The organism is Bacillus sp. 22483 (assembly GCF_052044605.1).
Taxonomy (GTDB): Bacteria; Bacillota; Bacilli; order Bacillales; family Bacillaceae; genus Bacillus; species Bacillus altitudinis.
In genome coordinates, this window is record NZ_JBQENU010000009.1 from 47,953 (window position 1) to 62,117 (window position 14,165).

10 protein-coding genes are annotated in these 14,165 nt (G+C 41.4%); 4 read left to right on the forward strand and 6 right to left on the reverse strand.

Going from position 1 to position 14,165, the window contains the following annotated elements:
* Window positions 1–22 precede the first annotated feature (22 nt).
* Window positions 23–976, forward strand: a complete 954-nt coding sequence (locus ACTJJQ_RS14015) for a nucleoside hydrolase (RefSeq protein WP_440600302.1) — start codon at window positions 23–25, stop codon at window positions 974–976.
* Between the two features lie 226 nt (window positions 977–1,202).
* Here the strand turns inward: ACTJJQ_RS14015 and ACTJJQ_RS14020 are convergent, their stop codons facing one another.
* The gene (locus ACTJJQ_RS14020) at window positions 1,203–4,424 is read right to left on the reverse strand and encodes an efflux RND transporter permease subunit (RefSeq protein WP_099496370.1); all 3,222 of its coding nucleotides are present in this window, start codon (window positions 4,422–4,424) and stop codon (window positions 1,203–1,205) included.
* 131 nt (window positions 4,425–4,555) lie between these two features.
* On the opposite strand from ACTJJQ_RS14020, the gene ACTJJQ_RS14025 reads away from it, so the two are divergent.
* Window positions 4,556–5,401: a TetR/AcrR family transcriptional regulator gene (locus ACTJJQ_RS14025; RefSeq protein WP_017359798.1), complete on the forward strand. Its 846-nt coding sequence runs from the start codon at window positions 4,556–4,558 to the stop codon at window positions 5,399–5,401.
* A 183-nt stretch (window positions 5,402–5,584) separates the two neighbouring features.
* Here the strand turns inward: ACTJJQ_RS14025 and gatB are convergent, their stop codons facing one another.
* From gatB to gatC, 3 genes are read right to left on the reverse strand one after another with little or no spacing between them, the layout of a single operon-like run.
* On the reverse strand, window positions 5,585–7,015 hold the full coding sequence (gatB, locus tag ACTJJQ_RS14030; protein ID WP_007496855.1) for an Asp-tRNA(Asn)/Glu-tRNA(Gln) amidotransferase subunit GatB: 1,431 nt from the start codon (window positions 7,013–7,015) through the stop codon (window positions 5,585–5,587).
* 13 nt (window positions 7,016–7,028) lie between these two features.
* Window positions 7,029–8,486 carry an Asp-tRNA(Asn)/Glu-tRNA(Gln) amidotransferase subunit GatA gene (gene gatA, locus ACTJJQ_RS14035; RefSeq protein ID WP_007496857.1) on the reverse strand — a complete coding sequence of 486 codons (1,458 nt, stop codon included), beginning with the start codon at window positions 8,484–8,486 and terminating at the stop codon, window positions 7,029–7,031.
* A gap of 14 nt (window positions 8,487–8,500) precedes the next feature.
* The gene (gene gatC, locus ACTJJQ_RS14040) at window positions 8,501–8,791 is read right to left on the reverse strand and encodes an Asp-tRNA(Asn)/Glu-tRNA(Gln) amidotransferase subunit GatC (RefSeq protein WP_003213898.1); all 291 of its coding nucleotides are present in this window, start codon (window positions 8,789–8,791) and stop codon (window positions 8,501–8,503) included.
* A gap of 417 nt (window positions 8,792–9,208) precedes the next feature.
* Here gatC and putP point away from each other — a divergent pair, with 417 nt between their 5' ends.
* Both putP and ACTJJQ_RS14050 read left to right on the forward strand, forming a co-directional pair.
* A complete protein-coding gene (gene putP, locus ACTJJQ_RS14045) occupies window positions 9,209–10,690 on the forward strand; it encodes a sodium/proline symporter PutP (protein ID WP_039168534.1) in 1,482 nt (493 codons plus the stop codon).
* 168 nt (window positions 10,691–10,858) lie between these two features.
* Window positions 10,859–11,551 carry an MgtC/SapB family protein gene (locus ACTJJQ_RS14050; RefSeq protein ID WP_008344247.1) on the forward strand — a complete coding sequence of 231 codons (693 nt, stop codon included), beginning with the start codon at window positions 10,859–10,861 and terminating at the stop codon, window positions 11,549–11,551.
* Window positions 11,552–11,595: 44 nt separating this feature from the next.
* Here the strand turns inward: ACTJJQ_RS14050 and ACTJJQ_RS14055 are convergent, their stop codons facing one another.
* Window positions 11,596–12,603 (reverse strand): phosphotransferase enzyme family protein, encoded by a 1,008-nt coding sequence (locus ACTJJQ_RS14055; RefSeq protein ID WP_046527516.1) that lies wholly within the window; start codon window positions 12,601–12,603, stop codon window positions 11,596–11,598.
* 360 nt (window positions 12,604–12,963) lie between these two features.
* The gene (locus ACTJJQ_RS14060) at window positions 12,964–14,151 is read right to left on the reverse strand and encodes a CamS family sex pheromone protein (protein WP_008344253.1); all 1,188 of its coding nucleotides are present in this window, start codon (window positions 14,149–14,151) and stop codon (window positions 12,964–12,966) included.
* Between the last annotated feature and the right edge of the window lie 14 nt (window positions 14,152–14,165).

Below are 14,165 nucleotides of genomic sequence, written 5' to 3' on the forward strand. Positions count from 1 at the left end.
ACGATGAAAAGGATGGTATGCCATGAAAAAGCCTGTCTATTTCAACCATGACGGCGGTGTTGATGATCTTGTGTCCTTATTTCTACTTCTTCAAATGGAACACCTGAAAGTGATCGGAATGTCTGTGATTCCTGCTGATTGTTATTTAGAGCCTGCGCTGAGCGCTTCTCAGAAAATTATTGATCGTTTTAGCCCATATGAGATTGAAGTCGCCGCTTCCAATTCTAGAGATGTGAATCCTTTTCCAAAGGAATGGCGCATGCATGCTTTTTATGTAGATGCCCTGCCGATTTTAAATGAAAAAGGCGCTGTTGATACAAAAGTATCTAAGCTTCCTGCACATCTTCACCTGATTGAAACGGTGAAAAAGTCAACAGAACCTGTTACGCTGCTCTTTACAGGACCGCTCACAGACCTTGCACGCGCCTTAGAAGAAGATCCTTCCATCTCAAATAAAATTGAGAAACTGGTGTGGATGGGCGGCACATTCCTTGAAAAAGGCAATGTCGAAGAACCCGAGCATGATGGAACAGCAGAATGGAATGCTTTTTGGGACCCTTATGCTGTGAGCACCGTATTTCAAGAGCGTTTTCCAATTGAAATGGTCGCACTGGAAAGCACGAATCAAGTCCCGCTCACACTCGATGTCCGTCAACGCTGGGCTTCCCTTCGCTCTCACATTGGGATTGACTTTATTGGACAATGTTATGCCTTTTGTCCGCCTCTCATTCATCACGAAACGAACTCGACTTACTACTTATGGGATGTGCTGACAACGATCACTCTTGCATCCACCTCATTTACCCGTTCAAAAGAAATGAATGCAATTGTTTATACCGAAACACCAAGACAAGGACGTACCGAAGAACATCCAGATGGAAAATTGATTCAAGTCATTGACCACGTCGATCGGGATGCCTTTTTCGAGGCCTTTGAAGAGCTGATGAGAAAAGCGGTTTGTCAGATTTCATCATAAAAAAGCCCCGCTTATTAGCGGGGCTCAGATTGTTGACAAAGGACTAAAATGTACTTTTTTAGCCCTGTGTCTTCTTTTCAGCGTGATAGAAAACCTTTGCATTCTAGGAAGAACGAGTACCGGCGCGGAGCGAATTTGACATTCGTGAGCACCAGCACGCAGGATTGACAAAGAATGCGAGGGTTTGTCTACACGCTGAAGCCCCGCTCATTAGCGGGGCTTCCTCTTACTCTTCTTCAGCGTACTTTTTCTTACGTCTAAACTTGCTTAAGATTTCATACACGATTGGCACGATGACCAATGTGAGAAGTGTAGAACTTGTTAAACCGCCAATAACGGTGACGCCAAGTCCTTTTGATACGATCTGACTTCCGCCTTCAAAACCTAATGCGAGTGGCAGCAATGCACCAATTGTCGCAAGTGCCGTCATTAAGATTGGGCGTAATCTTGTTGTACCTGCTTCAAGTAAAGCTTCTCTTGTTGAAAGACCTTCTTTTTCTTTATGAATCACTCGGTCAATCAAGACAATGGCATTTGTTACAACGATTCCGATTAGCATCAGCAATCCAATCATGGCATTTAAGCTGATGGTTTCTTTCGCTACAAACAATCCAACGAGTGCCCCAATAACCGTAAATGGAAGTGAGAACAGAATCGCAAATGGTGCGAGACCTCCGCCAAATGTAATGACGAGAACGAGGTATACAATCGCAATCGCTGCAAGCATTGCGAGTCCTAGCTGTGTAAAGGATTCCTCAATATCCGCACTTACACCGCCTGTATCAATCGTAACGCCAGATTTTAAATCAAGCTTGTCAACTTTCTTCTGAACATCTTGTGTCACACTTGATACGTCGTCTGTTGTCATGTCACCAGATACTTCAGCGTAAATCTTCCCATCACGCTTTGTTACAGTGTTTGCTGTTGTGCCATCTTTCACTTTCACCACATCGCCAATTCGGACTTGTTGTCCTGTTGGTGTTGTGATCTTTTTATTCTCTAGATCTTTTTTACTCTTGTATTCATCTTTTTCTGTTTGAAGCTTCACATCTAGTTCTTTGCCGTCCTCTGTTACTTTCGTCAACGTTGTTTCATTACTTTGAGGAGCGATCGCCTGTGCGATTTGTGAAGCGGTCAAGCCTAGTTTCGCCAGTTTTTCTTGATCTGCATTAAACGTATATTCGTCATACTTCTCAGATAAGCTTGTGCTGACGTTTTTCAAGTTCTTCTCATCTTTTAAAATGTTCTCGACATCTTTGACTGTGCCTTCAATATCACTTGCTTTGTCACCGTACACATAGTACGTCACTGTATTGCTTGCGCCAGCAGATGAGAAGTCTTGTGATTTCCATTCCCCTTTAGACGTTTTGTCTTGAAGGGCTTTAACCACACGATCTTTTTCTTTATCAAAGTTCGGTGTGTCCTCGTCGTATTGTACGAAGAATAATGCACCGTTAGAGTTTCCACCAACACTTGCTGTCAGTGCATTTGAAGAGCCTAATGAATATTGAACCGTATTGACATGATCACGTTTCATTAAGTAATCTTCTGCCTTTTTCGTTTCAGCAATGGCTTGTTCTCTCGTTTGTCCAGGCTCTGGCGTGTATGTCACCATTGCCGTTTTTTCTGCTTCCTGCGGTAAGAAGCTGACACCGACAAGTGGTGCGAGGAATAAGCTACCGATCAGCATCAAAATCGCAATTCCTGACGTGATCCATTTATGGTTCAATGTCCAATTGAGTACACGTCTATAACCACCAGCAAGTTTGCTTGGTTTGTGTTCTTTTACCTTTTTCGCTTTGCCGTACAGGTTCTTTTTAAATAGGCTGTGAGCCATCATTGGAACGATTGTAATGGCGACAAGTAGTGAAGCCATTAGAGCAAACACAATGGTTAATGCAAATGGGATGAATAGTTCACCAATCATTCCACCCACTAGAGCTAATGGCAAGAATACCGCAATTGTGACAATCGTCGAAGACATAATCGGAATAAACATTTCTTTTGTGGCTTCTCTAACGAGTGCTTTTCCTTTTAACGGTTCATCTTTTAACGCCATTCGTCGATAGATGTTTTCTATGACGACAATCGAGTCATCGACAACACGTCCAATGGCGACTGTCATGGCACCAAGTGTCATGATATTTAATGTGATATCGAGCTGATTTAATAATAAAACAGCAATCAACAGGGATAACGGTATGGAAATCACCGAGATTAATGTTGATTTGATATCTCGAAGGAACAACATAATGATAATGATCGCAAAGATTGCTCCGATGATCGCCTTGTTCAGCATTGTGCTGACAGATTCTTTAATCGGCTCTGCTTGATCATATGTCGTGCTGACTTTGATTCCTTTATTGTCTTTTTTGAATGTATCAAGTTCTTTTGTGACTGCTTCTGCTACACTCACTGTGTTGGCATCAGAGCCTTTAACAATTTGCAAACCGATACTGTCTTTTCCGTTCGTTCTAGAAATCGATTCTGCATCTTTCACGACTTTAATATCTGCAATCTCAGAAAGTTTGATCGTCGGCAGCTCTACAGATTGACCGCTTGCTGCACCAGGTTGTTGCTGAGCTGCTGCTGCTTGCTGCTGACTTGCACTTCCAGCCTGTTGATCAGCACCTTGAGCTCCTGCATTTCCTGAGCCGCTAGAAGGCGCTCCAGCTCCTGCGCTTCCCGCACCGCCGCTTGCACTTGGTGTGACAGGAATTCGCATGTTTTTCAAATCTTTAACACTTAAAATATTGCCATCCACTACGACTGATTTTTGCTTGTTGCCAAATGTGTATAACCCTAAAGGTACATTGACATCAGAGCCTTTGATCATGTTTTGGACAGTTTCTTCATCTAAACCATATTCCTTCAATTTCTTTTGTTTAAAAGAAAATTCTACTTCTTTGATTTGTTGTCCAGAAGCTTCGACAGAAGAGACACCATCTAAGCCTTGAAGAGAAGGAATAAGGTCATTTTCCACTTTTTGTGTCAGGTCTTGTAATGACTCTTTATCACCGGAGACACTAAGAGCTAAAATTGGAATCGCATTGATGCTAAAACGTGCGATTTTTGGTTTTTCTGCATTTTCTGGAAAATTGATATTGCTAATGGCATCTTCAATTTCCTTCTTTGCTTCATCCATGTCTTTATTGTAATCGTACTCGATTTGAATCGATGAGGCATTTTCAAAAGAATTAGAAGTGACCACATTCACCCCATTGAGATTTTGTATCGACTTCTCAATTGGATCTGTCACCTTATCTGATACTTCGTCCGGCGTTGCGCCAGGATACGTTGTAGAAACCGTAATGACTGGAGTGTTGATATTCGGGATTGATTCTTGTTTCATATTCAATCCGGCATATAGACCAGCAACTGTTACGATAATCGTCATGAGCCATACAGCGAACTTGTTCTTTAATACAAAATTGATGATCGAATTCATTATGTCCTCCATTTTCCTTTATGTATTGACTGACTGGTCATTCTATATCATAATAAACGGTGATATACAATGCCGTCAACCATTTCACTTGCGTTTGACGTAACATTCTAAAGCTGAAGGGGCCTTATTTCATGAACGAAAAAAAAGAAAAAATCATTAAAGCAAGCATTCAGTTGTTTGCGAAAAAAGGTTTTTCTTCTACGACCATTCAGGAAATTGCAGATGAATGCGGAATTTCTAAAGGTGCATTTTATTTGCATTTCAAATCAAAAGAACAGCTTTTCAACAGAGCGTTTGAATATTATATCGACACGTCTATGCAAAGTATTGAAAAGATTCGAAAAGAAAATCAACATCTTGCGCCTAGAGATATCTTTCAGAAACAAATCGCTGAACAGTTCCAGCACTTTGCTGAGAACAAGGATTTTATCATTTTGATCCTCAGCGAGAACATTATTCCGGAAAATCAGCAAATTAAAAAGTATTCCAAAACGGTTAAAAAGCAGATGAATGATGAAATCCAAATTTCTATTTTGACCACGTATGGACAGGAGATCGAACCATATATAACTGACCTGTCAGTCATGATTCAAGGAATCATCCAATCTTATGTGCAAGTACTGCTTTTGCAAGATCAGATGCAATTATCATGTGATGAGCTCTCATCCTTTATTCTCGACCGATTTGATGATTTGGTGCATGGGCTTCTCCGTTCTCATGCGAAGCCGATTCTAAAGCAAAACATTTGGGATGATGAAGCGCCAAATGCCGCTACTCTTCAAGAAGAGCTTCGATTGTTAAAATCTGAGCATCTGCTTTCGGATGATACCCTTGTATCCATTGAAGTTATTGAAGAAGAATTGGCCAAAGATGAGCCGCGCAAGCCGGTCATTCAAGGGATGCTGACAAATTTAGAAACGTGTGAGGACTCCGCTGTCCAAAGAGCTGTGGAACAATTGAAGCTATTCCTCCAATGACAATACGTGGCGATGTTCACTTTAGTTCACCTTTATCCCCTTCGAATATGTGCTAAAGCTTATGCTTCATTATAAAAAAAGAACCAATGAATTGATATACGGCGGTGGTCTGAATCTGTGATAAGACCCTGTCATTATCCATCAACAAAAAAACCGCCTCTTCCATGAGGCGGTTTTTGCGATTTATCGTTTTTTGATTTCTTCGAGAAGAATCTTGTTGACCATCGGTGGGTTTGCTTGTCCCTTCGATGCTTTCATGATTTGTCCGACTAAGAAACCAATTGCGCGGTCTTTTCCATTTTTGAAGTCTTCAATGGATTGCGGATTGTTATCAAGAGCTTCTGTGACAAGTTTGAGCAGTGCACCTTCGTCAGAAATTTGGACAAGTCCTTTTTCTTTGACGATTGTTTCTGCGTCGCCCCCATTTTCGATAAGTTCTTTGAATACCTTTTTGGCAATCTTAGAAGAAATCGTTCCTTTTTCGATAAGCTTGATCATGCCAGCCAGTCCTTGAGGCGTTAGCTTCGTATCTTCCAGCTCTTTTTGAGCCGAGTTCAAGTAGGCAGATACTTCACCCATGAGCCAGTTTGATGCTTGCTTCGCTTCAGCACCTTCTGAAATGGTCGCTTCAAAGAAATCAGACATTTCTTTTGTCAGCGTCAGTACCATTGCGTCATATGCAGGAAGTCCAAGTTCATCAATGTAGCGTTTGCGGCGCTCGTCTGGAAGCTCTGGAATCGATGCTCTTACGCGTTCTTTCCACTCGTCATCAATATACAGCTCCACTAAATCTGGTTCTGGGAAGTAACGGTAATCATCAGAACCTTCTTTGACACGCATGAGGATCGTCTTTTTAGACGCTTCGTCATAGCGGCGAGTTTCTTGTTCGATCAAGCCGCCAGAAAGCAATACTTGCTCTTGGCGTTTTTCTTCGAACTCAAGACCTTTTTGGACGAAAGCAAATGAGTTTAAGTTCTTCAGCTCTGTTTTCGTTCCAAACTCTTCACGGCCGATCGGACGAAGAGAAATGTTGGCATCACAGCGCAGTGAGCCTTCTTCCATCTTACAGTCAGAGACGCCTGTATATTGAATAATAGATTTTAATTTTTCTAAGTAAGCATACGCTTCTTCTGGCGTACGAATGTCTGGCTCAGATACGATTTCAACAAGCGGTGTGCCTTGACGGTTGAAATCGACGAGTGAATAACCGTCGCCTGTGTGCGTCAGTTTTCCTGCATCCTCTTCCAAATGAAGACGTGTAATACCAATTCGTTTTGTTTTGCCGTCTACTTCAATTTCAATCCAGCCGTTTTCACCGATCGGTTTATCAAATTGAGAAATTTGATACGCCTTTGGGTTATCAGGATAGAAATAGTTTTTACGGTCAAATTTTGTATCAGTTGCAATCTCACAGTTCAGTGCCATTGCTGCTTTCATCGCAAAGTTCACCGCTTCTTTGTTCAGCACAGGCAGTACGCCAGGATAACCAAGATCGATGACACTTGTTTGCGTATTGGCAGCCGCACCAAAAGGCGTCGGTGAGCTTGAGAAAATTTTTGATTGTGTTTTGAGCTCTACGTGGACTTCAAGTCCAATTACCGTTTCAAAGTTCATTCTGATTCACCCCTTACAGTTCAGGTTTTGCTTTATGATGATCTGTTGCTTGTTCGAAAGCGTGAGCCACGCGGTAAACGGTTCCTTCATCAAAGTGTTTACCGATGATTTGCAGTCCTAACGGAAGACCATTTGCAAATCCACAAGGCACACTGATTCCTGGGACGCCTGCAAGGTTAACAGGGATCGTTAAAATGTCGTTTGCATACATCGTCAGTGGATCGCTTGTCTTTTCACCAATGTTAAATGCCGGAGTTGGTGTTGTTGGTCCTACAATGACATCATACTTTTCAAAAACATCTTCAAAGTCTTTTTTGATCAGTGTACGGACTTTTTGCGCTTTTTTATAGTATGCATCGTAATATCCTGAGCTTAGAGCGAATGTGCCAAGCATGATGCGGCGTTTGACTTCGTCTCCAAAGCCTTCAGAACGGGTATTTTTATATAAATCAATCAGGTTGTCTGCATTGTCTGTACGGTAGCCATAGCGAATACCGTCAAAACGAGCAAGGTTTGCAGATGCTTCTGAAGATGAAAGCAAGTAGTAAGTCGCAAGCGCATATTTAGAATGCGGAAGAGATACTTCTTCCCATGTGGCACCAAGTCCTTCTAATACTTTCAACGCTTGAAGAACAGACTCTTTTGCTTCTTCGCCAACACCTTCGCCAAGATATTCTTTTGGCACAGCGATTTTCAAGCCTTTGATGTCGCCAGTTAATGAAGAAAGAAAATCTGGGACATCGACATTTGCACTCGTTGCGTCCATTTGATCAACACCAGAAATCGCTTGAAGAACATATGCGTTGTCCTCAACATTACGCGTAATCGGCCCAATTTGATCTAATGATGAAGCAAATGCGATTAAACCGTATCTAGATACACGGCCATACGTTGGTTTAAGACCAACAACACCACAGAATGATGCCGGCTGGCGAATGGAGCCGCCTGTATCTGATCCAAGAGAGAATGGTACTTCTCCAGCTGCAACAGATGCTGCTGAGCCACCACTTGACCCACCTGGAACTGTATTTAAATTCCACGGGTTCTTCGTTGCTTTGAAGCCTGAGTTCTCCGTAGAAGATCCCATCGCAAATTCGTCCATGTTTAATTTACCGATTGTGACAGCTTCCGCTTCTCTTAAGCGGTTCACAACGGTTGCATCGTAAATAGGATCGAAGTTTTGCAAGATTTTACTTGATGCCGTTGTACGTAAATCTTTCGTCACGATGTTATCTTTGACACCGATCGGCATACCGAACAATAGACCAAGCTCGTCCTTTTCACCAACGGCCTCGTCCAATTCCTTTGCGTACGCACGTGCTTTCTCTTCGTCCAGCGCTAGGAATGCTTGTACTTTCCCGTCTACTTCATGGATTCGTTTATAAGACTCGTCCACTAAATCAGAAACAGACAATTCCTTTTTATGTAAAAGCTCTTTTAATTCAGAAATTTTGTGGTCAAACAGTGACATGCCTCAGGCCTCCTTTAGTCCAAAATTGATGGCACACGAATATAGCCGTCTTTATGATCAGGCGCGTTTTTGATGACTGCCTCAATGGAAAGACCTTTATTCGGAACATCTTCTCTCATGACGTTTTTCATTTTTAATACGTGTGTTGTTGGTTCAACGTTTTCCGTATCTACCTCGTTTAACTGCTCTGCAAATGAAATGATGCTATCAAGCTGTTCTGTAAACATCTCAGCTTCTTCTTCTGTAATCGCAAGCCGTGCCAAATGCGCAACATGCTTTACTTCTTCTATTGAAATTCTTGACATGCAGGTTCACCTCCAAAAATGATACGTGTTCGTGTTCGTGGTCATGATCATAAGTCATATACACTTTATCATATCAAATTTTACTGTTCTAAAGCAACTTTACGAGGTCGCCCAGAAAGGCTTTGTCCACTAATATGCCATTGTGGTGCAGTCATTGTCTAAAATATTCATCAAGGTGACTTTTTATTTTTCAGAAAATTTTTTCTTTTATTTAATTGAGTAAGCGCTTACATATAGACGCTTATCACGCATACACGTATTTTTTTGTCTGATGAGGATGTTTAAGAAGGTTGATCACTTGGGAATACTCTGATAGGTTAAGTAACCATAGCAGTGAGCAGACAGTTCAATAGGCTGTTCTTTGTATATTTTGATTGAGGTGATGTCAAATTAATACGAAAAAGGTGATATGGAAACATGAGTATTGAGATTGTAATTTCTCTATCTATTTATTTTATTGGAATGCTTGCCATTGGCTGGTATGCATTCAGAAAAACAAACGACTTGAATGATTATATGTTAGGCGGACGCGGGTTAGGTCCTTATGTAACGGCTCTATCTGCTGGTGCAGCTGATATGAGTGGGTGGATGCTGATGGGGCTTCCAGGCGCTATGTACACAACTGGTCTTTCATCTGGATGGCTTGCTGTTGGTTTAATTAGTGGGGCTTACTTAAACTATCTATTCCTAGCACCACGATTGAGATCGTATACAGAAGTTGCTGATGATGCGATTACCATTCCAGACTTTTTTGACAAACGGTTTAAAGACTCATCTACTTTATTGAAAGCTGTCTCAGCTGTCATCATTATGATTTTCTTTACGCTTTACACCTCATCAGGTATGGTATCAGGCGGACGCTTATTTGAATCAGCGTTTGGTGCTCATTATATGTTTGGCTTAATCTTAACTTCTAGTATTGTCATTTTGTACACACTATTCGGCGGCTTTTTGGCAGTTAGTTTAACTGATTTTGTTCAAGGAGCTATTATGTTTTTAGCATTAGTGCTCGTGCCGATCGTTGCCTTTACTCAATTAGGTGGACCTGTTGCCACATTCAATGATATTCAACAGATTGACCCTAAATTGCTTGATATTTTTAGAGGAACGAGCGTCATTGGCATTATTTCCTTCCTCGCTTGGGGACTCGGTTACTTTGGACAGCCGCACATTATTGTTCGCTTTATGGCGATTACGACTGTAAAAGATTTAAAGCCAGCACGTCGTATCGGTATGAGCTGGATGATTGTGTCTGTCATTGGTTCACTATCTGTCGGTTTAGTCGGCGTAGCGTATGTTCATGAAACAAGCACCACTTTGGCAGACCCAGAAACCATCTTTATTGTGTTTTCTAAAGTGTTATTCCATCCATATATTACTGGATTTTTACTTTCTGCCATTTTAGCTGCAATTATGAGTTCAATTTCTTCTCAGCTGCTTGTCACTGCAAGTGCGATGACAGAGGATTTATACCGTACATTCTTTAGAAGAAAAGCCTCTGACAAAGAACTTGTGATGATTGGACGTATCTCTGTACTAGTCGTAGCGATTGTTGCCATTGGTCTCTCTCTAAACCCAAGTGATACCATTCTTGACCTTGTCGGTTATGCTTGGGCTGGATTTGGATCTTCATTCGGTCCAGTCATCTTGTTATGTCTATACTGGAAACGAATGAATCATCATGGCGCTTTAGCCGGAATGATTGTTGGGGCTGTTGTCGTTCTCGTTTGGATTTCAACAGGCTTAAACAACACGACTGGATTGTACGAAATGGTTCCTGGATTTATTTTAAGTGGTTTGACTGCTATTATTGTCAGCCTCTTAACAAATAAACCGTCTAAAGCTTCTAAAAAGCTATTTAGCAAAATGGAAGACCATCTCGAAGAAGAAACAAAATAACCAGACATGAGGAGTCATCTGCATTATGCGGATGACTCTCTTTATTTTTCAATAAAATGCTTTTCTTTCTCCCGTTTCTGAATAAAATAGAAGTTGTGCAGCCATATGGGCTGTGAGAAGATCATATACATGATGTGAAACGTACATGAAGTGAAAGGAGCGATACGCATGTTTTGGACAATTGAATGGGATACGGTCTTAAAATTAGCCGTTGCCACCTTAATCGGTTTGATCATCGGTCTTGAACGCGAACTTAAGAAAAAGCCGCTTGGGCTGAAAACGTGTATTGTCATTGCTGTCAGCTCCTGCGTATTAACCATCATCAGCATTGATGCAGCCTACAATTTCCCTCGAGTCTCTAAGCTTCAAATGGACCCACTCAGGTTACCGGCGCAAATTATATCTGGTGTTGGTTTTATTGGAGCAGGTGTGATTCTTCGCAAAAGCAATGACGTCATCTCAGGACTTACGACATCTGCGATGATTTGGGGAGCAGCAGGACTTGGGGTTGCAACAGGTGCAGGTTTTTATAAAGAAGCCTTCCTCAGTCTTTTCTTTATTCTTGTCAGTGTGGAATTTTTACCTTGGCTCTTCCAGCGGATTGGACCCATTCGCTTACAGGAAAAAGAAATCCGCATCAGAATGTCACTTTCTGATCGAAACCGCATGACAGAGATTTTAAAAGAAATGAAAGCACTCAATATTCGTATTCATTCTGTACGTATTGATGATTTAAAGGAAAAAGACTATCCGATCATGGAAGTACGTGTTCGCGTACATAAAGACCGCTATACAACCGATGTGTACTTTGATATTAAAGATTTAGAAGGCGTTGTTGGTGTGAAGTGTGATACGGTGTAGGATAAAAAGCCCCTTGCTATGTGAAACAGCAAGGGGCTTTCTATTTATGTTGTTAGCTGATGAAAGTCAAAAGGCGTAATTGGGGTTTTGTCCTCAATCTCCTTTCGAAAACGCGCCAGCATGGCACTTTCGTCAGCGCTTAGTGTTCGGAGATCAAATGCTTGATGTAAAAGCCCATAAATAAGCATATGACGCAGCATAAGGAAATCTGGTATTGTCGCCAGCCATGCGTCATCAAGCTCATTCTCCTGTCGATAGCCTTTGAGAAAATGGCTCATAAATTCACCCGTAAATTCAGCTTTATCCTCATACGGAATCACCGGATACCAAAGAACGTTGTATAGCAAAATGCTTATATCATTGATAAACCAGTGATACCCACAATCATCAAAATCAAATGCAATGATTTCTCCCTGATGATAATGGAAGTTCCCGTGATGTAAATCCGCATGCACCAGTCCATAGACATCCTTGGATATTCGGAGCTGGTGAAGCTTTTGCATCAGTTCATCTTTTCTCTGCAACACAACCGTTTGATCAGAAGGAATATACGTTTCAAGCTTTAATTGCTCCTCCTCATACCACTCTTGACGCTTATAGCGAGGATCTTTCACTTGATATTGTTTAGTCGTTTGATGCATACGCCCAGTATAGGCTCCTAACGCTTGAAACAACTGTCCATTCCAATCTGCTTCGGTCACTTTTCTGCCGGGCGCCTTTTCGTACACTCTCAGCAAAAAAGCGCCTCCTGCTTGATCGGGAATCGCTTCAACATCTTTTCCTCTTGCGGATAAAACCGGTTTAGCTACTGAGATTCCATGTTGAGATAAATACCGAATCCAGTCCATTTCTCCTAGAATATATGTGCGGGAGCGGCGAATGGTATGGGTAATTTTCAATATATAACTCGACCCTTTTTCATCCGTATATTCATACACATAATTTTCTGCATCGGCTAGAAATGTGACCTGTTCTGGCTGAAAATGATAGAGTAGAGCCGCTTTCTTTAAGACCATTTGTTCATCGTATCGTGCTTTTACTTCTTTATGCATGCTGATTCTCCTTTTATCGTCTTTTTACTTATACATGACGGTAATCAGCATTTATACGAGCATCAACATACCTGCCTTTCCTTTTGGTTTCTTCACATACTTTGACAAAAGTTGAAAAATTCCTCTAATTAAAAATAAAAAACCGCAAAAGGCGGTTTTCAGAATGTTGACAAAGGGCCAAAATGAACTTGATTTTAGCCCTTTGTCTTCTTTTCAGCGTGATAGAAAACCTTTGCAGCCCTAGGAAGGACAAGTACTGGCGCGGAGCGAATTTCACATTCGTGAGCACCAGCACGCAGGACTGACAAAGAATGCGAGGGTTTGTCTACACGCTAAAAACCGCCAAAAGGCGGTTTTTATTTAGTCATATATATGGACTGTTGGTTCTTTATCTTCAGCATTTTTTGTGATGAGGGCTTCTTGCTGATCAGAAGAGGTGATGTTGATTTCTATATTGGTGCTCTTATAGTAATCCATGACTTCACCTGTTAAGTATTGCGTAAATGCCACGACTTCTGTTTTTCCGTAGAATTGCATTGGAATTTCTACTTTCATTTTTTGCAAGTTCCCGTTTTTATAGAAACCTTTGCCTACCACACCTGTGTAATTCGGGAAGTAGTCTTCTACCTTTGTCTTGAAGCGGTCAAATCGCTCTGAATCATCTTTGTAGCTGCTCTTGGCATTATCTGAAGGGAAGAAGACATTCTCTTCTTTAATCGTATCCCAACTGCCAATATCAGCTGATCCTGCTTTTACATCGGTTTTAGCGATGAAGTTTCCTGGAACGATAGATGATTTTGGTGCTTGTTTATAAAGAGCAATCATGACTGGGACTTTTTGCAGTCCGTCCATTTGACGAAGTCGTTTAATGACTTGTTCCGCAATTTTTTCGCCCTCTGCTAAAAGTTTCTTTGAATTCTTCGATGAATCGATGGTCACCTCTTGCTGAGGATCCCCGATATTTTCGCGATAATAATAGACAGAGTTAAGCGCAAGACCGATGACAACCCCGCCAAGCTGTAAGCTATTTTTATCTTTTCTGATTAAGTAATTATGTTCTAGCATGGAAGCTAAGTAGATTGGACTATTTTCATTTTTTGACTTTGTTGAACCTGAGTTTGGAAGAGCAGGGTTTAAGCCTAAGTTCTTAAAGTCTTTGTCTTCTTTTTCAGCTTTTTTCAGATCACTGCCTGTTTTTTTGCGGGCAAGCCAGCTGAGAACAGTATCTTCATCTAAATGTTGTCCTTCTTGGAACAGATAGTCGTTTGTATTGAATGATTCTGTTGCCAGGCGCATGAGTCCTGTTTCAAATTCATCAATGTCTAAGCGTGTATTGAGACGCTCTGCTGTTAGTCCTCTTGCCGCTCCTTGTTTAAACGGCAGCACCATTTTGTAATAGGAATCAGAGATGTTGTACATTGGGATGATCGCTGTTTCTTTCGTTTCATCCGTTTTTTGTGTGACCTCTTCCTCATCCTTTCCCCCAAAAGGTGCACACGCTGACAATACCAGTGTGAGCATTGTCAGCAGCAATAGCAACTTTTTCAATAGAAAACACTCCT

Bases quoted from the DNA above. Each gene is read 5' to 3' on its own strand.
- ACTJJQ_RS14015 (WP_440600302.1), top strand. From the start codon at position 23: ATGAAAAAGCCTGTCTATTTCAACCATGACGGCGGTGTTGATGATCTT.
- ACTJJQ_RS14020 (WP_099496370.1), bottom strand. From the start codon at position 4,424: ATGAATTCGATCATCAATTTTGTATTAAAGAACAAGTTCGCTGTATGG.
- ACTJJQ_RS14025 (WP_017359798.1), top strand. From the start codon at position 4,556: ATGAACGAAAAAAAAGAAAAAATCATTAAAGCAAGCATTCAGTTGTTT.
- gatB (WP_007496855.1), bottom strand. From the start codon at position 7,015: ATGAACTTTGAAACGGTAATTGGACTTGAAGTCCACGTAGAGCTCAAA.
- gatA (WP_007496857.1), bottom strand. From the start codon at position 8,486: ATGTCACTGTTTGACCACAAAATTTCTGAATTAAAAGAGCTTTTACAT.
- gatC (WP_003213898.1), bottom strand. From the start codon at position 8,791: ATGTCAAGAATTTCAATAGAAGAAGTAAAGCATGTTGCGCATTTGGCA.
- putP (WP_039168534.1), top strand. From the start codon at position 9,209: ATGAGTATTGAGATTGTAATTTCTCTATCTATTTATTTTATTGGAATG.
- ACTJJQ_RS14050 (WP_008344247.1), top strand. From the start codon at position 10,859: ATGTTTTGGACAATTGAATGGGATACGGTCTTAAAATTAGCCGTTGCC.
- ACTJJQ_RS14055 (WP_046527516.1), bottom strand. From the start codon at position 12,603: ATGCATAAAGAAGTAAAAGCACGATACGATGAACAAATGGTCTTAAAG.